General features: G+C 72.4%; 20 protein-coding genes. 11 read left to right on the plus strand and 9 right to left on the minus strand.

Annotated elements, in window-relative coordinates; all coding sequences use genetic code 11:
- Positions 1–12: 12 nt before the first annotated feature.
- A complete protein-coding gene (locus tag ABZ990_RS15375) occupies positions 13–795 on the plus strand; it encodes a carbohydrate ABC transporter permease (protein ID WP_361231037.1) in 783 nt (260 codons plus the stop codon).
- Between the two features lie 9 nt (positions 796–804).
- Positions 805–2,337 (plus strand): glycoside hydrolase family 3 protein, encoded by a 1,533-nt coding sequence (locus ABZ990_RS15380; protein WP_361230963.1) that lies wholly within the window; start codon positions 805–807, stop codon positions 2,335–2,337.
- Between the two features lie 117 nt (positions 2,338–2,454).
- Here ABZ990_RS15380 and nagB read toward each other — a convergent pair whose 3' ends face one another.
- Complete coding sequence (gene nagB / locus ABZ990_RS15385) at positions 2,455–3,240, minus strand: glucosamine-6-phosphate deaminase (RefSeq protein ID WP_361230964.1); 786 nt, start codon at positions 3,238–3,240, stop codon at positions 2,455–2,457.
- 714 nt (positions 3,241–3,954) lie between these two features.
- Here nagB and ABZ990_RS15390 point away from each other — a divergent pair.
- Positions 3,955–5,421 (plus strand): histidine kinase N-terminal domain-containing protein, encoded by a 1,467-nt coding sequence (locus tag ABZ990_RS15390; protein WP_361231039.1) that lies wholly within the window; start codon positions 3,955–3,957, stop codon positions 5,419–5,421.
- Positions 5,422–5,697: 276 nt separating this feature from the next.
- Here ABZ990_RS15390 and ABZ990_RS15395 read toward each other — a convergent pair whose 3' ends face one another.
- Positions 5,698–5,955: a WhiB family transcriptional regulator gene (locus ABZ990_RS15395; protein WP_003953983.1), complete on the minus strand. Its 258-nt coding sequence runs from the start codon at positions 5,953–5,955 to the stop codon at positions 5,698–5,700.
- 319 nt (positions 5,956–6,274) lie between these two features.
- Positions 6,275–7,243, minus strand: a complete 969-nt coding sequence (locus tag ABZ990_RS15400) for a diacylglycerol kinase family protein (RefSeq protein ID WP_361230966.1) — start codon at positions 7,241–7,243, stop codon at positions 6,275–6,277.
- A 74-nt stretch (positions 7,244–7,317) separates the two neighbouring features.
- Between ABZ990_RS15400 and ABZ990_RS15405 the strand changes: the two genes are divergently transcribed.
- Positions 7,318–7,773: a hypothetical protein gene (locus tag ABZ990_RS15405; RefSeq protein WP_361230968.1), complete on the plus strand. Its 456-nt coding sequence runs from the start codon at positions 7,318–7,320 to the stop codon at positions 7,771–7,773.
- A 159-nt stretch (positions 7,774–7,932) separates the two neighbouring features.
- Here ABZ990_RS15405 and ABZ990_RS15410 read toward each other — a convergent pair whose 3' ends face one another.
- The 3 genes from ABZ990_RS15410 to ABZ990_RS15420 all read right to left on the minus strand — a co-directional run bounded on the left by ABZ990_RS15410 (position 7,933) and on the right by ABZ990_RS15420 (position 9,994).
- Positions 7,933–9,021: an RNA polymerase sigma factor SigF gene (locus ABZ990_RS15410; protein WP_361230970.1), complete on the minus strand. Its 1,089-nt coding sequence runs from the start codon at positions 9,019–9,021 to the stop codon at positions 7,933–7,935.
- A 107-nt stretch (positions 9,022–9,128) separates the two neighbouring features.
- Positions 9,129–9,542 (minus strand): anti-sigma regulatory factor, encoded by a 414-nt coding sequence (locus tag ABZ990_RS15415; RefSeq protein ID WP_361230972.1) that lies wholly within the window; start codon positions 9,540–9,542, stop codon positions 9,129–9,131.
- A gap of 191 nt (positions 9,543–9,733) precedes the next feature.
- The gene (locus ABZ990_RS15420) at positions 9,734–9,994 is read right to left on the minus strand and encodes a UBP-type zinc finger domain-containing protein (protein WP_361230974.1); all 261 of its coding nucleotides are present in this window, start codon (positions 9,992–9,994) and stop codon (positions 9,734–9,736) included.
- Positions 9,995–10,217: 223 nt separating this feature from the next.
- Here ABZ990_RS15420 and ABZ990_RS15425 point away from each other — a divergent pair, with 223 nt between their 5' ends.
- Positions 10,218–11,813, plus strand: coding sequence for a Na+/H+ antiporter (locus ABZ990_RS15425; RefSeq protein ID WP_361230976.1), 1,596 nt, complete (start codon positions 10,218–10,220; stop codon positions 11,811–11,813).
- On the opposite strand, the gene ABZ990_RS15430 is transcribed toward ABZ990_RS15425, so the two are convergent.
- Together ABZ990_RS15430 and ABZ990_RS15435 are read right to left on the minus strand one after the other, a co-directional pair.
- Positions 11,792–12,796, minus strand: coding sequence for a pyridoxal-phosphate dependent enzyme (locus tag ABZ990_RS15430; protein WP_361230978.1), 1,005 nt, complete (start codon positions 12,794–12,796; stop codon positions 11,792–11,794). The two genes, ABZ990_RS15425 and ABZ990_RS15430, sit on opposite strands and share 22 nt — an antisense overlap.
- Positions 12,797–12,968: 172 nt before the next feature.
- Positions 12,969–13,559 (minus strand): N-acetylmuramoyl-L-alanine amidase, encoded by a 591-nt coding sequence (locus tag ABZ990_RS15435; RefSeq protein WP_361230980.1) that lies wholly within the window; start codon positions 13,557–13,559, stop codon positions 12,969–12,971.
- A gap of 319 nt (positions 13,560–13,878) precedes the next feature.
- On the opposite strand from ABZ990_RS15435, the gene ABZ990_RS15440 reads away from it, so the two are divergent.
- The 5 genes from ABZ990_RS15440 (at position 13,879) to ABZ990_RS15460 (ending at position 18,449) form a co-directional block, all read left to right on the plus strand.
- Positions 13,879–15,312 (plus strand): family 2B encapsulin nanocompartment shell protein, encoded by a 1,434-nt coding sequence (locus ABZ990_RS15440; RefSeq protein ID WP_361230982.1) that lies wholly within the window; start codon positions 13,879–13,881, stop codon positions 15,310–15,312.
- A gap of 460 nt (positions 15,313–15,772) precedes the next feature.
- Positions 15,773–16,825, plus strand: coding sequence for a family 2 encapsulin nanocompartment cargo protein polyprenyl transferase (locus ABZ990_RS15445; protein WP_361230984.1), 1,053 nt, complete (start codon positions 15,773–15,775; stop codon positions 16,823–16,825).
- Positions 16,826–16,927: 102 nt separating this feature from the next.
- On the plus strand, positions 16,928–17,512 hold the full coding sequence (locus tag ABZ990_RS15450) for a dihydrofolate reductase family protein (RefSeq protein WP_361230986.1): 585 nt from the start codon (positions 16,928–16,930) through the stop codon (positions 17,510–17,512).
- A 123-nt stretch (positions 17,513–17,635) separates the two neighbouring features.
- Positions 17,636–17,899 (plus strand): hypothetical protein, encoded by a 264-nt coding sequence (locus ABZ990_RS15455; RefSeq protein WP_361230988.1) that lies wholly within the window; start codon positions 17,636–17,638, stop codon positions 17,897–17,899.
- Positions 17,900–18,026: 127 nt separating this feature from the next.
- The gene (locus tag ABZ990_RS15460; protein WP_361230990.1) at positions 18,027–18,449 is read left to right on the plus strand and encodes a DUF6304 family protein; all 423 of its coding nucleotides are present in this window, start codon (positions 18,027–18,029) and stop codon (positions 18,447–18,449) included.
- A gap of 116 nt (positions 18,450–18,565) precedes the next feature.
- On the opposite strand, the gene snpA is transcribed toward ABZ990_RS15460, so the two are convergent.
- Entirely contained in the window at positions 18,566–19,201 is a 636-nt protein-coding gene (gene snpA, locus ABZ990_RS15465) for a snapalysin (RefSeq protein ID WP_361230992.1), read from the minus strand.
- A 142-nt stretch (positions 19,202–19,343) separates the two neighbouring features.
- Between snpA and ABZ990_RS15470 the strand changes: the two genes are divergently transcribed.
- On the plus strand, positions 19,344–20,291 hold the full coding sequence (locus ABZ990_RS15470; RefSeq protein ID WP_361230993.1) for a LysR family transcriptional regulator: 948 nt from the start codon (positions 19,344–19,346) through the stop codon (positions 20,289–20,291).
- The last annotated feature ends 24 nt before the right edge of the window (positions 20,292–20,315 follow it).

The raw sequence follows: 20,315 nt of genomic DNA on the forward strand, positions 1-20,315 counted from the left end.
AACCTCCTCGGCCTGCTCCTCTTCGTCACCCTGGGCTTCCCCGTCTACTGGATGCTCAACACGGCCTTCAAGCCGGCCAAGGACGCGATCGACCCCGACCCGCACTTCTTCCCGTCCACCTTCACGCTGGAGAACTTCCGGCGCGCCCTGGACATCGCGGACTTCTGGGGCCCGGTCGGACGCAGCCTCGTCGTGTCCGCCGTCGTGGTCGTCATCGGCATCGCGATCGGCCTGCTCGCCGCCCTGGCCATCTCGCGCTTCGCCTTCCGAGGCCGCAAGGTCGTCATCGTCGGCATCCTGGCCGTCCAGATGGTCCCGCTGGTCGCGATGATCATCCCGGTCTTCCTGCTGCTCAACGACCTCGGTCAGTACGACAAGCTCAGCGGCCTGATCATCACGTACCTGACCTTCATCCTGCCCTTCACGGTGTGGACGCTGCGCGGATTCATCGTCAACATCCCCAAGGAGCTGGAGGAGGCCGCCCAGGTCGACGGCTGCACCCCGACCGGCGCGTTCCTGCGGGTGGTCTTCCCGCTGCTCGCCCCGGGCATGGTCGCCACCTCCGTCTACGGCTTCATCCAGGCGTGGAACGAGTACCTCTACGCCCTGATGCTGATGAGCCAGCAGAACCAGACGGCCACCGTCTGGCTGTCCAACTTCATCACCAAGAACGGCACCGAGTACGCCCCCATGATGGCCGGCTCGACCATGATGGCCGTCCCCATCGTGATCCTCTTCCTCATCGTCCAGCGCAAGATGGCCGCCGGTCTCACGGCCGGCGCGGTGAAGGGATAACGGCGCCCCATGACCACTCTCGCACGCGGTACGGACACCCTGACCCGTGACGCGCTCACGGTCCTCCAGCCCGGATTCGTCGGCACCACCGCCCCCGACTGGCTGCTCCGCCGCATCGGCGAGGGCCTGTCCTCCGTGGGCCTCTTCGGACGCAACGTCGCGAGCCCCGAGCAGCTCGCCGCCCTCACGGCGCGGCTGCGCGCCGAACGCGACGACGTCCTCGTCGCGATCGACGAGGAGGGCGGCGACGTCACCCGCCTGGAGGTCAACGAGGGCTCCTCGTTCCCCGGCAACTACGCCCTCGGCCACGTCGACGACGTCGAGCTGACCCGGGCCGTGGCCCGCGAACTCGGCCGCCGGCTCGCGCTCTGCGGCGTCGACCTCAACTGGGCGCCGTCCGCCGACGTCAACTCCAACGCCGACAACCCGGTCATCGGGGTGCGCTCCTTCGGCGCCGACCCCGACCTGGTCGCCCGGCACACCGTGGCGTACGTCGACGGTCTGCAGTCCGTCGGCGTGGCCGCCTGCGTCAAGCACTTCCCGGGCCACGGCGACACCAGCGTCGACTCGCACGACGCGCTGCCCCGGATCGACGTGGACCCGGCCACCCTGCGTGCCCGGGAACTGCGCCCGTTCCGCGCCGCCATCGAGGCCGGCACCAAGGCGGTCATGAGCGCGCACATCCTGCTGCCCGCGCTCGACCCGGAGCGCCCGGCCACCCTGAGCCCGCGGATCCTCACCGGTCTGCTGCGCCGGGAGATGGGCTTCGACGGCCTGATCGTCACCGACGGCATGGAGATGCGGGCGGTGGCGGCGACGTACGGCATCGAGCGCGGATCCGTCCTCGCGATCGCCGCGGGCGCCGACGCCATCTGCGTCGGCGGCGGGCTGGCCGACGAGGGCACCGTCCTGCGGCTGCGCGACGCGCTGGTGAGCGCGGTACGGACCGGTGAACTGCCCGAGGAGCGGCTGGCCGACGCCGCCGAGCGCGTCCGCGCGCTGGCGTCCTGGACCCGGGCGCACCGGGCCGCCGGGAGCGTGCCGGGACCGGGCGCGGCGGCGTCGGAGGGGACCGCGGCCGGCGTCGGCGCCGGAGCCGACGTGGGACTCGTCGCGGCCCGCCGGGCCCTGACCGTCACCCCGGGCGGGGCGCCCTTCACCCCGCTCGCCGACGCCCCGTACGTGGCCGCCCTCACGCCCACCGCCAACTTCGCGGTCGGCGACGAGACCCCCTGGGGCGTCGCCGCCGAACTGGGCCGGCTGCTGCCGGGCACCCGTACCGGCTCGTACGGCGCGGATGTCACGGCCGACGAGGTCCTGACGGCGGCGGGGGAGCGGCGCGTGGTCGCGGTCGTCCGGGACCTGCACCGTCATCCGTGGATGTCCGCCGCCCTGGACGCCCTGCTCACGGCCCGTCCGGACACCGTCGTGGTGGAGATGGGCCTGAACGAGTCGGAGCCGCGCGGCGCGCTGCACATCGCCACGCACGGCGCCGCCCGCGTCTGCGGCCGGGCGGCGGCGGAGGCGATCACGGGCCGCTGAGGCCGCCGCTTTCCGGAGGCGCTCCGAGGGGCGTTTTGTTGGGCATATGCCGAGGCCCGGCACCTGATCCAGGTGCCGGGCCTCGGCATATGCCGTACCCACGGCCGTGGGACGCGGTCAGATGCTCTGCCAGGCGGGCTTGTTCGCGAAGGTGTGGCGGAAGTAGCCCGCGAGCTTCAGCTTCGAGGCGGCGGCCTCGTCCACGACGACCGTCGCGTGCCGGTGCAGCTGGAGCGCGGAGGCCGGGACGAGCGCGGCGACCGGGCCCTCGACGGTCTGCGCCACGGCCTCGGCCTTGCCCTCGCCGGTGGCCAGCAGCACCAGGTGGCGGGCCTCCAGGATGGTGCCGATGCCCTGGGTGATGACGTGGTGCGGCACCTGCTCGATGTCGTCGTCGAAGAAGCGCGCGTTGTCGATCCGGGTCTGCTCGGTGAGCGTCTTGATCCGGGTCCGGGACGCGAGCGAGGAGCAGGGCTCGTTGAAGCCGATGTGCCCGTCGGTGCCGATGCCCAGGATCTGGAGGTCGACCCCGCCCGCCTCGGCCAGCGCCTCGTCGTAGGCATCGCAGGCGGCCTGGACGTCCTCGGCGGAGCCGTCCGGGCCCATGAACTGGTCCTCGGTGAGGCCGAGCGGCTCGACGACCTGGCGCAGCACGGTCGAGCGGTACGACTCCGGGTGCCCGGCCGGCAGGCCCACGTACTCGTCGAGCTGGGCTATCCGGGCGCGCGAGGCGTCCACGGAGCCGTCCCGGACCAGGGCGGTCAGCGCGTCGTAGATGGGCAGCGGGGTCGATCCGGTGGCCACGCCGAGCAGGGCGTCGGGCTTGCGGCGCAGGAGACCGGCGATGCCGTCCGCGATCAGCTCGCCGCCGGCCTTGGCGTCCTTGACGATGACAACTTCCACGCTGTGCCTGCCGATCTGATCAGGGGCTGGTGAGGACGAAGGTGGTATAGACCAATCTCCTCAAATCTAGCAGAGCGGGGGCCGTTTGTGCGGTTCGCGGACAGCTCTTCCCGCGCTCTTCCGGGCTCGTTCGGGAGCCGTGGACGCGGGGGTACGGGGCGCCGCGAGGGCCCGCTTTTCATCGTCTGCCGCACGGGCCCCGGCGGCCACTCGGATGGCGGAGGCGCGGGCGGAGTGCGAGGGGGCGCGAAAGGGGGCGCGCAGCGCGGCGGAGAGGCCGGAAGAGGGTCCTGGGGAGGGCGAGGAAGGGGCCTGGAGAGCGCGGGGCGGACCGGGGCGGACCGGGGCGGGAGCGGTCGCGTCAGGCGGAGGCGAAGACGAGGGGAGGCCCCGGAAAGACCCGCGGGCCGCGGCGCCTGACGGGACCCTCAGCCCATCTGGCACCGCAGCCCGGAGTTGCCCGGCCGTGGGTGTGCGGTCCCCGGCCGTGAGGAGGCCATGGCGCAGTCAGGGCAGAGAGCGCCGGGTGGCCTCGTCCACCCTCCTGTGCGGGGAGGATGGAGGCTTGCGGAAATATTGTGGACTAGACCATTCGCGCCTGTCCACGCAGGTGAACGATCGTTTCCACGTGTCCCCCATACTCCACCACGGACGCCCGGAGATCCAGGTTCACCGCCTATTCATTCCGCGGGTACTCTCGCACCCGTGCCCTCCATGAACGACCTCGTACGCCAGCACACCGCTCTTGGCGAGTCCGACCTCGAATGGCTCCACCTGCTGGTCTCGGAGTGGCAGCTGCTCTCCGACCTTTCCTTCGCCGACCTGGTCCTGTGGGTTCCGACCCGCGACGGCACCCGGTACGTCTCCGTCGCGCAGATGCGGCCCAACACCGGCCCCACCTCCTACCAGGACGACATGGTCGGCCATCTGATCCCGCGCGGCCGCCGCCCGCTGCTCGACGCGGCGCTCGACGAGGGCCGGATCGTGCGCGAGGGCGACCCCGAGTGGCGCGAGGAGGTCCCGGTCCGGGTCGAGTCGATCCCCGTACGCCGTGAGGGCCGCGTCCTCGGCGTCATCGCCCGCAACACCAACCTGCTCACCGTGCGGACCCCGTCCCGGCTGGAGCTGACCTATCTCCAGTCGGCCTCCGACCTCGCGCAGATGATCGCCGCCGGCGAGTTCCCCTTCCCCGGCGAGCAGGTCGACATGGACTCCTCGCCCCGGGCCGGCGACGGGCTGATGCGTCTCGACGCCGACGGTGTCGTCCAGTACGCCTCGCCCAACGCCCTGTCCGCGTACCACCGGCTCGGTCTCGCCGCCGACCTGGTCGGCCAGGACCTCGGCCAGATCACCACCGAGCTGGCCCCCTCCCGCGGCCCCGTGGACGAGGCCCTGGTCAAGATGGCCTCCGGATACGCCCCGAGGGAGTTCGAGGTCGAGGGCGACGACGGGGTGATCCAGCTGCGCGCCATCCCGCTCAAGCCCAAGGGCACCCGCATCGGTTCACTCGTCCTGCTCCGGGACGTCACCGAACTGCGTCGCCGCGAGCGCGAGTTGATCACCAAGGACGCCACCATCCGGGAGATCCACCACCGGGTGAAGAACAACCTCCAGACGGTGGCGGCCCTGCTGCGGCTCCAGGCCCGCCGGATGGACTCCGAGCGGGGGCGCGAGGCGCTCAACGAGGCGGTACGGCGCGTCGGTTCGATCGCCATCGTGCACGAGACGCTGTCCCAGAACCTCGACGAGCGGGTCGAGTTCGACGAGATCGCCGACCGGGTGATCGCGATGGTCGCGGAGATCTCCCCGGGCAAGGTCGCCTGCCGGCGCAACGGCCGCTTCGGCATTCTCGATGCCGAGGTCGCCACCCCGCTCGCCATGGTGCTCACCGAGATCCTCCAGAACGCCCTGGAGCACGCCTTCGCGCCGGGGGAGCAGGGCACCGTCGAAGTCACCGCCGTGCGCGGCGAGTCACGACTGGACGCCAGGCTGTTGATCACCGTGAAGGACGACGGCCGCGGACTGCCCGAGGGATTCGATCCACAGCGGGCCGGAAACCTCGGTCTCCAGATCGTGCGCACCCTGGTGGAGGGGGAACTCGGCGGCGGTTTCGACATGCAGCCGGGTGCGGAGCGCGGTACCCGGGTGGTGCTCGACATTCCCGTACGCCCGCAGAAATAGACGGATCGTCAGTCTTCTCCGTATTCCAACGGCCCTTTAGGAAAAGGCCGTTCGAAATCCCTTCAAAGATCCTTCGAAGAAGCCTCGAAGATCCTTCGAAGGAGTTCGGTCACGGAACGCACAAAGACGAACGCGGTGCGGACACAGCAGCGAGCCCCGGGCCGAAAAATCGGCCCGGGGCTCGAATGCTGTGGGTTACTGCGCGCGCTGCGGCTCAAGGGGCGGTGATTGCGTACACGATGTGCGCGCCGCCGGCCTCGGTCCGTAACGGGTGGCTCAGGCGCTGGCGTTGCGCGCCCGGTTGCGGGCGGCGCGGCGCTTCATCGCGCGACGCTCGTCCTCGCTGAGGCCACCCCAGACGCCGGAGTCCTGGCCGGACTCGAGCGCCCACTGCAGGCACTGCTCCATGACGGGGCAGCGGCGGCAGACGGCCTTGGCTTCCTCGATCTGCAGCAGAGCAGGACCGGTGTTGCCGATGGGGAAGAACAGCTCGGGGTCTTCCTCACGACAAACGGCGTTGTGACGCCAGTCCATGGCTGCTACCTCTCTTGGTGTTACGTGCAGGATGTGCTTGTGAATGTGAACGCTTTCACGAATCCCCCGACAAGGGAAGGGCCGACTGCCAGGTGAACTGGTGTGGTCCTGGGTTTGAGGAGGGGTTCTGGCTTTCAGTGGAGGCTGGTCTTGCGGGCCGTCCCGATCGCCAAGAAGAGACTCGCAAACCTCGGCAGCGGATACAACCCCTTCTGGAAAGTTTTTTTGGAATCCTCGGTGTCGGCTCCGTCACAGCCGTACATCTAGGGGGTGGATGGCAGCCTAAACGTTCGAGTGGAAGGACTTTCGGTCCTTCTGGTCACACAATCACACGCAGTGCACGGCGTACGCCTGTGAACGTCACGCTCGTACGCAGTCCGAGGTGGTCTCCGTCCATCTGGAGGGGGAGCGGAACCTTCGAATGCAAGGTGAAGTCGGTGAGGTCGTGCAGGGATATCGCGTGCTTGCCGCGCGGCCCGCGCTCCGGGGTCGACGTGAGCAGCTGGGTGCCGTACCGGGCGACCGCCGTGGTCGACAGCCGGGTCAGTCCGAGCACGTCGAGCGCCGTGTCGAAGGACGCGTCCGGCGACGCGTACACCGGCCGGTTGCCGAGATACGTCCAGGGCGAGGTGTTGCAGATGATCGACAGGACCAGATCCTCCACGGGATCCTCGCCCGGCCGCTCCAGGGTGATCGTCCCGTGCCGGCGGTTCCGCTCGCCCAGGAACTGGCGCATCACCTGACGCAGATAGAGCGCGTGCGTCGAACGCTTGCCCCGCTCCCGCTGCTGCTCGACCCGCCCGATCACGCTCGCGTCGAAGCCGAGCCCCGCGCAGAAGGTGAACCAGCGCTCCGGCACTCCCTCGTCCTCGGTGCCCGGGGTCCCGGACGCGAGTCCGAGGCTGACCGTCCGGGTCCGCCGCTCGCGCAGCGCGTCGAGCAGGGCGCCGGTGGCCTCCACGGCGTCGTTCGGCAGACCGAGTGCCCGCGCGAAGACATTGGTGGAACCGCCCGGCACCACCGCGAGCCCCGGCAGCCCCTCCGGATCGGGCCCGCCGTGCAGCAGCCCGTTCACCACCTCGTTGACGGTGCCGTCGCCGCCGAGCGCCACCACCAGGTCGATGTCGTCCGACTCCGCCGCCTTGCGGCCCAGGTCACGGGCGTGCCCGCGGTACTCGGTGGTCACCGCGTCCAGCTTCATCTCGCTGGCCAGCGCGTGGATCAGCACATCACGGGTGCGCGCACTGGTGGTGGTTGCTGCCGGGTTGACCACGAGAAGCGCGCGCATGACCGCCAGCGTACCTACCCGGCGGTACACGGGCCCACTCCGGTGCCGGACCCGGTCCGGCTACCCTGCCTGGTATGAGCAGCGCCGACAAGAGCAGTACGGAGCGGGCCGCGGAGCCCACGGACCAGGGCCCGCGGCCCCGGCGGCTCACCGCGGCCGCCGCGGTGGCCGGCGTCGAGGCCCTCGCCCTCCTGGCGGGCGGTCTCTACCTCCTGGTGACAAGTGTCACCGGCCACCCCGACGATCCGACCTCCGCCCTGATGGGCGCGGTCACCCTGATCGCGCTCGGGCTGATCCCGTTCGCCGCCGCCCGCGGACTGCTGATGCGGCGCTCCTGGAGCCGCGGCCCCGCGGTGATCACCCAGATCCTGGCGCTGCCCGTCGCCTGGCAGCTGCTCCAGGCCGACAGCGTCATGATCCCGGCGGGCATCGCCCTCGCGATCCTCGCCGTGACCGGACTCGTCCTGCTGGCCAGCCCCTCCACCACCGAGGCGCTCGGCATCAGGCGCCCGGGCCAGGACGCCTCGTAACGGGAGCGGCACGGACCTCGTAACGGAAGCGGCGGAGCTCGTAACGGAAGCGGCGCGGGCGACCCGCCCGTACCTTCGCACCCGTCGTTCGTTCACGCATATGCCAGGACCCGCCGGGGCAGCGCGCCCCGGCGGGTCCTGGCATATGCCCGTCCGTGCTCACTCCTCCACGAGGAGCTTGTCCCGCAGCTGCGCGAGCGTGCGCGCGAGGAGCCGGGACACGTGCATCTGCGAGATGCCGACCTCCTGCGCGATCTGCGACTGCGTCATGTTCCCGAAGAAGCGAAGCAGCAGGATCCGCTTCTCCCGGGGCGGCAGGTCCTCCAGGAGCGGCTTGAGCGACTCCCGGTACTCGACCCCCTCCAGAGCCTCGTCCTCCGCGCCCAGGGTGTCCGCGACCGCCGGCGACTCGTCGTCCGTGTCCGGGACGTCCAGCGAGAGCGTGGAATAGGCGTTCGCCGACTCCAGCCCCTCCAGGACCTCCTCCTCGGAGATCCCGAGCCGCTCGGCCAGCTCGTGCACGGTCGGCGAGCGCCCGTGCAACTGCGAGAGCTCGGCCGTCGCCGTCGTCAGCGAGAGCCGCAGCTCCTGGAGCCGGCGCGGCACCCGCACCGCCCAGCCCTTGTCGCGGAAGTGCCGCTTGATCTCGCCGACCACCGTCGGGGTCGCGTACGTGGAGAACTCCACCCCGCGCTCCGGGTCGAACCGGTCCACCGACTTGATCAGGCCGATCGTCGCCACCTGCGTCAGGTCGTCGAGCGGCTCGCCCCGGTTGCGGAAGCGCCGGGCCAGATGCTCCACCAGCGGCAGATGCATCCGGACCAGCCGGTCGCGCAGCGCGGCCCGCTCGGCGGAGCCCTCCGGCAACTCGCGCAGCTCGACGAAGAGGGCCCGGGCCCCGCTGCGGTCGTGCGGATCGGCGGCCCCGCGACCCGCGTGGGTCCCGGATCCGCCGCGCCCCGCGGGAGCGGTGCGGTCCTCGCGACCGCCGCCGTGGTCCGCGCGGCCCGCGTCGTCCGTGTCGTCCGAGCCGTCGGCGTCGTCCGTGTGACCGGCGTGCTCTTCGTCGTCCGCGTGGTCCGCGAGGTCGTCGGCAGCGTGGTCTGCGAGGCCGTCGTCCGCGTCCGCGTGCTCGTCGCGCTCCGTGCCGGCCGCCCGCGCGCGCTCGCGCGGGTGGCCGCCGGAGTCCGAGGGCTCCCGGGGGGCCGGGGTCTTCGGCAGCGCGTCGTGCTGCTCGTGCTCGCTCATCTGGTCCGCCTGCTCCGCGTGATCCGTAGCGACCTCGGCCCCGGCGCCGGCCTCCGGATGCGGCCGTGCCTGCTGCTCAGGGATGCCGGCCGTCGCCTCCCCGTTCCTCACGCCGGGCCTGGCCCCGCGCCGCGCTGTTTGTACAGGCTGATGGAGACCGTCTTGTCCTCGGCGACGGACGACTCCACCTTCCCGGCCAGCGCCGAGAGCACCGTCCACGCGAAGGTGTCCCGCTCCGGCGCCCGGCCGTCGGTCGTCGGGGCCGACACGGTGACGTCGAGCGCGTCGTCGACCAATCGGAACACGCAGCTCAGTACCGACCCCGGCACCGCCTGCTGGAGCAGGATCGCGCACGCCTCGTCGACGGCGATCCGAAGGTCCTCGATCTCGTCCAGAGTGAAGTCCAAACGCGCCGCGAGACCGGCCGTGGCCGTACGCAGCACGGACAGGTAGGCACCCGCAGCGGGCAGCCGGACTTCCACGAAGTCCTGGGTCCCGGGCTCGCCTGCGATCTGGGACACCCTCACCTCCAAGGTGGCACATGCTCTTTCGGGGTCCGGGGAGGAGCCCCCCGGACCGGTGCGGTACGCGGTGGTCGCGCAGTCCGCCGAGACGCTATCGCGATCCTTCCCGCCGTGTCGCCAGGGGTCCGGAAGGAGCACCTCCGCACGGCGGCCGCGGAGAACCCGCGGAGGGGTGACGTACCCACACGTCAGACGATCGAACCGTCCACGAAGCACCAGCGCCAGTGTTCACCCGGCTCGAACGTACGCATCACTGGGTGACCCGTCGTACCGAAGTGCGCGGTCGCGTGCCGTCCCGCCGACGAGTCGCAGCACCCCACGTGCCCACAGGTCAGACAGAGCCGCAGCTGGACCGGGTGCGTGCCGTCGGCCAGACACTGGGGGCAGGTGGCGTTCAGCGGAGCCGGTTCGGGGCGCGGCAGTTCGGCAACGTGCGGACACTCGCTCATGATGGCCAGGTTACGTTGTGGCCGCACGGGCCGTCGGTGCGCGGCGAGGGCCCCGGGACGGCGCGAGGGCCGGGCCGGCGCGGTGTCATGACGGGGCGTGACGGGCGTGACGTGACGGGACGGGACGGGACGACCGGGGACGCGCACGTCCACGACGCGCACCGCGGGCACGACGCGCACCGCGGGCGCGGTGGGCACGGCGGCGACGGACGGACAGGCGGGCATGGACGCATTGCACCTGGTGGGACTGGTCGCGGCGAGCGCCGCCGTCGCGGGCTTCGCCCGCCGGACCCCGGTGCCCGCGCCGCTGCTCCTGGTCGCGGTCGGCCTCGTCGCCTCGTACGTGCCCGGCGTCCCGGACTACACCCTCGACCCGCACATCGTGCTGCCGCTGATCCTGCCGCCGCTGCTCTACACGGCCGCCGTCGACTCCTCCTACCTCGACCTGCGCGCGAACATCCGGCCCGTCGCCCTGCTCTCCGTCGGCTACGTGCTCTTCGCGACCGTCGCCGTGGGCTGGCTCGCGTACGCCCTCGTCCCCGATCTGCCGCTGACCGCCGCGCTCGTCCTCGGCGCGGTCGTCGCCCCGCCGGACGCGGTCGCCGCCACCGCCATCGCCCGCAAGCTCGGGCTGCCGCACCGGATCACCACCATCCTCCAGGGCGAGTCCCTGGTGAACGACGCCACCGCCATCACCGCGTACAAGGTCGCCCTCGCCGCCGCCGTGGGCGAGGGGATCGGCTGGGCGGGCGGCCTGGAGGAGTTCGCGCTCGCGGCGGTCGGCGGCATCGTCGTCGGCCTGATCCTCCAGGTCCCGATCCACTGGCTCCGTACGCACCTGCGCGAGGCGCTGCTCCAGAACACGCTGTCGCTGCTCGTGCCGTTCGTCGCGTACGCGGCGGCCGAACAGGTCGGCGCCTCCGGGGTGCTCGCGGTCGTCGTGGTCGGACTCTTCCTGGGCCACCACGCCTGGCGGGTCGACTTCGCCACCCGGCTCCAGGAGGAGGCGGTGTGGAAGATGGTGGCCTTCGTCCTGGAGTCGGCCGTCTTCGCGCTGATCGGTCTGCAACTGCCGTACGTGGTGCGGGGGCTCGGCCCCTTCGGGATCGCGGAGTCCATCGGGTACGCGGTGGGGGTCTTCGTCTTCGTGGTCGTGGTGCGCTTCGTCTGGGTCTTTCCGGCCACCTTCCTGCCCCGGCGGCTGTCCGCCCGGATCCGGGAGCGGGAGCCCGGGGTGGACTGGCGGGCGCCGGTGATCGTGGGCTGGGCCGGGATGCGCGGGGTGGTCTCGCTGGCCATCGCGTTCTCCATCCCGGTCGCCGCGGCCGGCGCGCCGTTCCCGGCCCGCAATCTGATCCTCTTCCTGACCTTCACCACGGTCATCGGCACCTTGGTCGTGCAGGGGCTGACCCTGCCGCCGCTCATCCGGATCCTGAAGCTGCCCGGCCGCGACCGCACCCAAGAGACCCTGGTCGAGGCGCAGGCCCAGAGCGAGGCGTCGCAGGCGGCGGAGGAGCGGCTCGAAGCCCTGCTCGCCGACGAGCACAACGCGCTTCCGAAGCCGCTGGCCGACCGGCTCCGCGCGGTGATGGAGCGGCGCCGCAACTCCGTCTGGGAGCGGCTCGGCGCGGTCGACGAACGTACCGGCGAGACCGTCGACGACACCTACCGGCGGCTGGCGCGGGAGACGATCGACGCCGAGCGGGAGGTCTTCGTGCGGCTGCGGGACGCCCGCCGGATCGACGACGAGATGATGCGGACGCTGCTGCGCCGGCTCGACCTGGAGGAGGCGGCGGCCTACCGGGAGGAGGCGGGCTGAGTCCCGGGGGCGGTGTCGGTGTCGGTACCGGTCTCCGTGGGGTCGCCGGGGTCGCCGGGCTCGGGGGCCCGGGGTTCCGGGGCGCCGGTGATCACGGCCGCGATCCGGGTGCCGGGGGTGAAGGCGCCCTCGGCGGCCAGCGTCACCACCGCGTGCAGCATTTTGGCCACATACAGTCGTTCGATGGCGAGTGTGCGCCACATGCCGTGCCGCTCTTCGAAATTCCTTGCGAAAGCGTCGAGTTCCGGGGTGGTACGGGCGTAGCCGCCGCAGTGGAAGCGCTCGTCGAGCCACCAGTCGCCGCGCGGACCGCCGAACGCGGCCTCCTGGAGCGCCCGGACCTCCGCGCCGAGGAAGCCGCCCTTGAGGACCGGGACGCCGAGCGCCCGCTGCCCCGGGGCGAGCCCGGCCGCGAGGCCCGCCAGGGTGCCGCCGGTGCCGACCGCGACGGCCGCCACGTCGGCTTGCTCCGCCAGTTCCCGGCCCAGCTCCACGCAGCCCTGGACGGCCAGGGCGTTGCTGCCGCCCTCGGGTACGACGTACGTCTCCGCCGGTGCCTCGGCCAGGGCGAGCAGCCGGGCCAGGGCCTCGGGGCGGTGCTTCTCGCGGTACGTGGCGCGGTCGGCGAACACCAGGCGCATGCCGTCGGCCGCGCACCGCGCGAGCGACGGGTTCAGCGGGCGGCCGGCCAGCTCGTCGCCGCGTACGACACCGATCGTGGCGAAGCCGAGGAGCCGGCCCGCGGCGGCCGTGGCCCGCAGGTGGTTGGAGTACGCGCCGCCGAAGGTGAGCACCGGACGGCCGTCGGCGGCCCGGAGGTTGAGCGCGAGCTTGCGCCACTTGTTGCCGGGCAGCTCGGGGTGGATCAGATCGTCCCGCTTGAGCAGCAGCGTCAGCCCGTACCGGGTGAGGCGCTCGTCCTCCACCGGCTCCAGGGGGGAGGGGAGCCGGGGCCGCAGCCGGGCGGGATCGAACGCGTTCACCCGGACATTGTCGCCGGTCGGGGCGGGGGTCGGGGCGCCGGGGCCCGCACCTGGAGGCCGGCACCCGGGGCCCGACCGCCGGCCCTCGCCCCGACCGGCATCCGGGCCCGGGGTCCGGCGGTTCCAGGTTCCGAGGCCCGGCCCCGGCCCCGGCCCCGGACCCGGACCCCGGTCAGCGCAGGCGTCCGGCGATCCGCTCGCGCATCGACGCCATGGTGAAGCCGCGCGGATCGACCTTTCCGGGCTGCCATTCCAGGTGGCCGATGACCGAGCGCTGGGTCCAGCCGTGCACCCGGCACACCGCCGCGGCGGCCTTGGCGATGGCGTCGAGCTGCGCCGCGGGCCACGGGTCCTGGCCGTCGCCCAGGTTCTCGCACTCGAAGCCGTAGAAGTAGCGGTTGCCGTCCGTGGTGGCCTCGTTGTCCGGGGGGAGGTCCCGCTCGGCGATGACCGCCTGGAGGACGTCGGGGTCGCCGGCGCCCGCGTGGTTGGCCCGCCCGAAGCCGACCAGGTGGACGGTGCCGTCCTTGGCTATCACGCCGTGGCACAGCGGCCCCGGCAGTGACGTGTAGCCGTCCCGGCAGATGCGGACGGTGCTGTCGGTGCCCTGGGTGGCGGTGTGGTGGATCACCACGCCGTGGACGGGGCCCCAGGGGCCCTTGCTGTTGCGGTTGTGGTGACTCCAGTCGCCGACCTCGACGACCGTCAGACCCTCGTCGCGCAGTGCGGAGAGGAAGCGGCTCGCGGACATGGGTGTGGCCATGACCGGCTCCTTTCAGGCCAGGCACGCGAAATTGCGATGCCTCATCCGGAGTACCGGAGGGCCCAGCTCCGCTGCCATCTGTTCGGACCGTGTGCGAGCCGATTCGGACATCCCGGGGCCGGTTCGCGGAGCGATCGTCCAGGCGGCGCGCACCCGCGCGGGTGACCCGGACGGGTGCATTACGGGGCGGGCAGGGGTGGAAAGCGCGCGCCTTGCCCCGATCGGACGCTCTTCACACCCACTCTTTTGTGTAATGGCGTGAGTACGGGCCGTGCTGAAAGGCTTCCTCTCGCAGATCTGTCGTACGAGAGGGAGTTCCATGTCCGTTGGTTCGGTTGGCTCGGTCGGCTCGGTCGGAGACGGGGGCCGCGCGGATCAGGCCGCACCGCAGCAGAGTCTCGGTACCGCCGCCGCGCGGAACCTCGCCAGCACCACCAAGTCGGCCCCGCAGATGCAGGAGATCACCTCCCGCTGGCTGCTGCGGACGCTGCCCTGGGTGCAGGTGAACGGTGGCGCGTACCGCGTGAACCGAAGGCTCAGTTACGCGGTGGGGGACGGCCGCGTCACCTTCGTGCAGACCGGTGAACGGGTCGCCGTCATCCCGGCCGAACTCGGCGAACTCCCCGCCCTGCGCGGCTTCGACGACGCGGCCGCCCTGGACGAACTGGCGGCCCGCTGCCGTCAGCGCGTCTACGCGGCGGGCGAGGTCATCGCCACCCGCGGCGAGCCGACCGACCGGGTCCACCTGCTCGCCCACGGCAAGGTCGAGCAGGTCGGCGAGGGTCCGTACGGGGACGAGGCGATCCTCGGAGTCCTCGCCGACGGCGCCTACTTCGGCGAGGACGCGCTCACCGACCCGGACGCCACCTGGGAGTGGACCGCCCGCGCCGCCACGAGCTGCACGATCCTGGAGCTCACCCGTACCGAGGTGCAGAACCTCGCCGCGCGGGCGGGCAGTCTGGCCGGTCATCTCGCGGAGTTCGCCGCACTGCCCGAGCGGCCGTCCAACGCCTACGGCGAGGCGGCCATCGACCTGTCCGCCGGTCACGCCGGCGAGGCCGTCATCCCGCACGCCTTCGTGGACTACGAGGCGTCCCCGCGCGAGTACGAGCTGAGCATCGCCCAGACCGTACTGAAGATCCACACGCGCGTGGCCGACCTGTACAACCACCCGATGAACCAGACCGAGCACCAGCTGCGGCTCACGGTCGAGGCGCTCCGTGAGCGCCAGGAACACGAGATGGTCAACAACCGCGAGTTCGGTCTGCTGGCCAACTGCGATTACGGACAGCGCATCCAGCCGCACGACGGCGCGCCCGGCCCCGACGACCTGGACGAACTGCTCTCGCGGCGCCGCGACTCCCGGCTGTTCCTGGCCCACCCGCTCGCCATCGCCGCCTTCGGGCGCGAGCTGAACCGGCGCGGGCTCGTCCCCGACTCGATCGACGTCGACGGCACCCGGATCAGCACCTGGCGCGGAGTGCCGATCTTCCCGTGCGACAAGATCCCGGTCACCGACGCCGGCACCACCTCGATCTTGTGCATGCGTACGGGCGAGTCCGACCAGGGCGTGATCGGTCTCCAGCAGGTCGGCCTCCCGGACGAGATCGAGCCCGGTCTGTCCTGCCGCTTCATGGGCATCAACGAGCAGGCGATCATCTCCTACCTGGTCACGGCCTACTACTCGGCCGCCGTCCTCGTCCCGGACGCCCTCGGCGTCCTGGAGAACGTGGAGATCGGCCGCCGGCGCTGACCAGCGTTGACCGACGCCGACCGGCGCACCAGGCCGGTGAGTCGAGCCGGTGCGCCGGGGCGGGGGCACCGCCGACCTGTCCCCGCCCCGGCGCCCGTCCGCTCCCGGGCCTGTCCGGTGGATCGGTGGATCGGCGGATCGGCGGATTGCCGGGCCCCGGCCGGGGCCGGGACGCCGGGCGAGGCCCCGGCCGCGCGGCCGGTAGGCCCGCCGCGCCGCCAGCCTGCCTGAAGAGCCCCGCCGCACGGCGCTCCGGCGCCTTGCCCTCCCTCCTTCCCTCCCGGCCCCCTGTGGGCGGGGCGGGACCCCAGCCCTCGGCCCCGGTGGGCCCGGGGAGACTCCGACCCCCGGTCCTGGCGGGCCTGGGACGGCCCTCAGCGCCGGACGCCCCGGCTCTCCGGCCCTGACCCATGGACAGGCCCCGGCCCGCCGGGCCGCGACGAAGGTGACCGCGAACCCCATGACCACGATCAGCGCCGATACCGCCACGACCGGAGAACGGAGCGCCCTGTGGCTCCTGGACCGGGCGCGTGGTGTCGTCGGCCCCCGACTGCGTACCGCCGTCGACACCCTCCCCGGTGATCTGCGGCGCATCGCCGCCTACCACTTCGGCTGGGAGGAGGCCGACGGCAGCCCGGCTGCCGGTCCGGCCGGCAAGGCCATCCGGCCCGCCCTGGTGCTCGCCGCCGCGCGGGCCCTCGGCGGCGAACCGGATCCCGCCGCCGGGGCCGCCGCCGCGGTGGAGCTGGCCCACAACTTCACCCTGCTCCACGACGACATCGTCGACGAGGACCCGACCCGGCGTCATCGCCCCACCGCCTGGGCGGTGTTCGGCATCCCCGACGCGCTGCTCGCGGGCGACGCGATGTCCGCGCTCGCGCTGCGGCTGCTCGCCGAGGACCCGCACCCGGCGGCCCTGGCCGCGCAGAACCGTCTCACCTCCTGTGTCATCGAGCTGTGCGCGGGCCAGCAGGCGGACTGTTCCTTCGAGCGCCGCGCGCCGCGCGAGGTCTCCGTGGACGAGGTGACGGCGATGGCCATCGCCAAGACCGGGGCCCTGCTCGGCTGCGCCTGCGCGCTCGGCGCGCTGTACGCGGGGGCGGACGAGGAGGCGGTCGAGGCGATGGACGCCTTCGGCCGGGAGGCCGGACTCGCGTTCCAGCTGATCGACGACCTGATCGGCATCTGGGGCGACCCTGGGCGCACCGGCAAGCCCGCCGGAGCCGATCTGATGGCCCACAAGAAGTCGCTTCCCGTGGTGGCCGCGCTGGCCTCCGGGACCGAGGCCGGCGAGGAGCTGGCCGCGCTGTACGCCCGTCCGGTGCTGGACGCCGAGGCGGTCCTGGCGGCGGCGGACGCGGTGGAGCGGGCCGGCGGCCGGGACTGGGCGCAGAGTCAGGCGGCGGAGCGGATGGCCAGTGCGGTGGAGCAACTGTCCCGGGCCGTCCCGGACTTGTCGGCGGCGGGGGATCTGCTGGCGCTCGCGGAGTTCGTGACGCGGCGCAGCCGCTGAGGGCGCGCCTAAGGGCTTGCGTAACCACTCTAGCCGGAGCACTATGGATGTAGTGGTCAACGTGACCGCGCCTTCCTCTGCCCCCCATGGAAAGAGACCGGCTTGCGCAAGCTCACCTATTACGTGGCCTGTTCCCTCGACGGCTTCATCGGCGACCCGCACGGCGACGCCACGTCCATGTTCGCGTTCGCGGACGAGGAGTACGTGGCCTTCATGCACGCCGAATTCCCGGAGACGGTCCCGACCGCCTTCCGGGAGGCGGCGGGTCTCGTCGGTGTGCCCGCCCGGCGGTTCGACACGGTCGTCCAGGGCATGGGTTCGTACCGCCTCGCCCTGGACACCGGCGTCACCAGCCCGTACGCCCACCTCCGCGAGATCGTCGCCACCCGCTCGCTCACCGAGTCGCCCGACCCCAACGTCGAGCTGGTCAGCGGTGATCTGGCCGCCCGCATCCGCGAACTCAAGGCGGAGGACGGCCCGCTGGACATCTGGCTCTGCGGCGGCGCGGAGATCGCCGGGCAGCTCGCCGACGAGGTCGACGAGCTGATCATCAAGTCGTACCCCCAGGTGTACGGCTCCGGCATGCCGATGTTCGCCGCGGACTTCACCACCCGGGACTTCACCCTCGATGTCGTGCGCGTCTTCGGCAACGGGGTCGTGGTGCGCACGTACACCAGGAAGCGGTGACGCCGGGAGCGGCGACGCGGGGAGGAGCGGGGGAGCCGGGGGTAGCGGGAATCGGGGGGAGTGCCGGCGCGGGGCGTGGTGACGCCGGAAGCGGTGGCGGAGCCGCCGCTCTACCCTGGAGGCATGGCCGAGGAGGTGCCGCGCACGACGCGCGACCCCCGCGCCGAGCCGCCGTGCCCGGCGTGCGGGGAGCGACGGCGGGTGGCCGCTCGCCGGCACAAGGTTCTCGGGGCCTGGGTGCCGGAGTGGGACGTGCTGCCGTGCCGTAATCCGGACTGCGCGCTGTACGAGCCCGCGGAGCCGGCCGACCCGGCGGACCCCGCAGGCCCCGCCGATCCGGCAGATCCGGCAGATCCGGCCGATCCTGCCTCGCAACCGGCCCGCTAGAACGGTCGGAGCGGGAGCGGAACCCACTATCACGTGAGTGGCCGGAGAGAACGGCGAGAACGGGAGAAGTCCGGCTGCCGGGTGACCGGCCGCGCGCTGGAGCCGGTCATACCGCTACAGTCCGCGCATGTCATCGGAGTCGACACAAGTCTGGACCGGCTGGTACCGGGACCGCCGCGGTGCGGAATCCATCGTCATCACGGCCGACGGGGGCCACCTGGCCACCCGTATCAGGGGAATCGAGTACGAGGGCGCGAGCTTCGCCGCCCTGCGCGCCGCCGCGGACGGGGGTGGAACGCCCCTCACCGGGTGCGTTCTGGAGTGGGACCTGCCCCTGCCCGTCGTCGCGGACGGCGCTGCCCAGCAGGCGACGCTCAGCTGCCTGCTGACCCTCGGCGAACGCGCCGACCTCAGCCTGACGCTGCACTACGCGGGCGCCGCCTTCGAGTCCGGCATCGCGGGCGGCGACTTCGGCGAGGCGCTCGACCGGGTCAGGCGACAGCTGCCACCCGGGTCCGACTTCGGTGGCCGGCTGGCGCAGGCCGCCTGAGCGCGGGACGGGGCGGAGCGGGGCGCGACGGGGCAGGGCGGCCCGTACGGCTGAAGGAGCCGTACGGACCGCCCTGTCGGTCGGCCACCCCCGCCGGGTCGGGCGGGGGTGCGCGGTCAGCCGGCCTTGAGGGCCGAGGTCAGCCCGTACTGCCACAGCTGGTTCACCCGGGACCGCTCCGCGGCGTTCGGCGAGGAGTTCGTGCACGAGGTGCCGGGGCCGCCGCCGGACATCAGCTCGCTGCACGGCCCGCTGTAGTGGTCGGGGAGGCCGAGCACGTGCCCGGTCTCGTGGGCGGTGACGCGGGTGGAGTTGTACTGCTGGTTCTGCGCGTAGTCGAGGAAGATGTAGCCGTTGCCGTGCCCGTCGGTGCTGGCGTACGAGCCGCGGGAGTCGTTCCCCTCGTAGTAGGCGAAGTCGGGGTTGGAGCCCTCGGCCAGCTTCACGTTGGACACCGAGCTGTTCCATATCTGGGCCGAGGCGGAGATCACCGAGCGGAAGCTCGGCGCGTTGGCGGTGCTGTAGACCACCGTGACGGCGGTGGCGCCGGGCGCGGCGGCCTGCTTCTTCGCGACCGAGGCGAGCACGGCGTCGAAGAACGCCTGGTTGGCCTTCGCCTCCTCGACCGACCCGGCGTAACCGGCGCCCGGGGTGGGCGCGGTGGCGCCGGCCGGGGCGGCGGCGAGGGAGAACGTGAGGCCCGCGCCGAGAGCGGCGGTCAGCACGGACGTGAGGATCTTCGGGTGTCGCATGGGGGCTCCTCCTGTGGGGTCCAGGAGAGTCTCGGGGGCACCGGAACGTCCCGGGAATGATGTCGTTCGGCGATAACTCCGTGGAATCACTGGCGAATTGACGCTCTGGTGCACACAGAGGCCCCGGCCTACCCTCGGGGCCATGGAGCTGGAGGTGAGGCATCTACGGGTGCTCTGCGCCATCGCGGACAGTGGCAGCCTGCACAAGGCGGCACGCCAACTCGGCGTCAGTCAGCCCGCGTTGACCAATCAGCTGCACCGGATCGAGCGGTCGCTCGGCGCCGAACTCTTCTCCCGGGGCCACACCGGCTGTCACCCCACCCCGCTCGGCCGCACCGTCCTCGGCCGGGCCCGCCCTCTCGTCGACGGCATGACCGCCCTGATCAATGAGACCCGGGCCGCCGCCCGTTCGGCGGGCCCTCTGCTGCGCGTCGGCTCCACCGCCAGCCGCGCCCTGCCCGGCTGGCTGCGCCGGCTGCGCCAGGACCTCGCCACGGATGTCGATCTGCGGGTGGGCGTCTCCTCCAACGACCTGCTGCGCACGGTCGCTTCCGGCGGGCTCGACCTGGCCTTCGTCCACGAGGTGGAGGGCTGCCCCCTGCGCGTTCCGGATGGGCTGCGGGGCCGTGTACTGGTCGAGCGGGAGCCCCAGTTCGTCTCCATGGCACCCGACCACCCGGCCGCCGCGCACGAGGTCGTGGACCTCGCCGATCTCGCCCACGACCGCTGGACGGTGGACCCGTCCGTCGACGGCGAGTGGGACGGCCTGCGCCGTGTCCTCGCGGGCGCGGGACTCGACCCGCCGGTCCTGCACGCCGACTATCACACGGCCGCGACGCTCATCGTCCTCGGCGAGGCGGTCGGCCCCTGCCAGCCCACCTCGGGCCCGCGCGACGACATGGCCATCCGCCCGCTGCGCGGCGACCCGCTGGCCGTCCGCCTCTTGCTCTTCACCGCCCCGGGCACCCCGCTGGACCGCCCGTACGCGGCCCTCACCGCCGCCTACCGCGAGGCCGCGCTCCGCGCGACCCCGTACCGCCGCTGGCTCCACGCGGGCGGCTCGGCGGGACCGTGCCTGGAGGCGGCGTGAGGGGTCCCTCGGTGGGGTGGGACG

The organism is Streptomyces sp. NPDC046203, assembly GCF_040646255.1.
GTDB lineage: Bacteria > Actinomycetota > Actinomycetes > Streptomycetales > Streptomycetaceae > Streptomyces.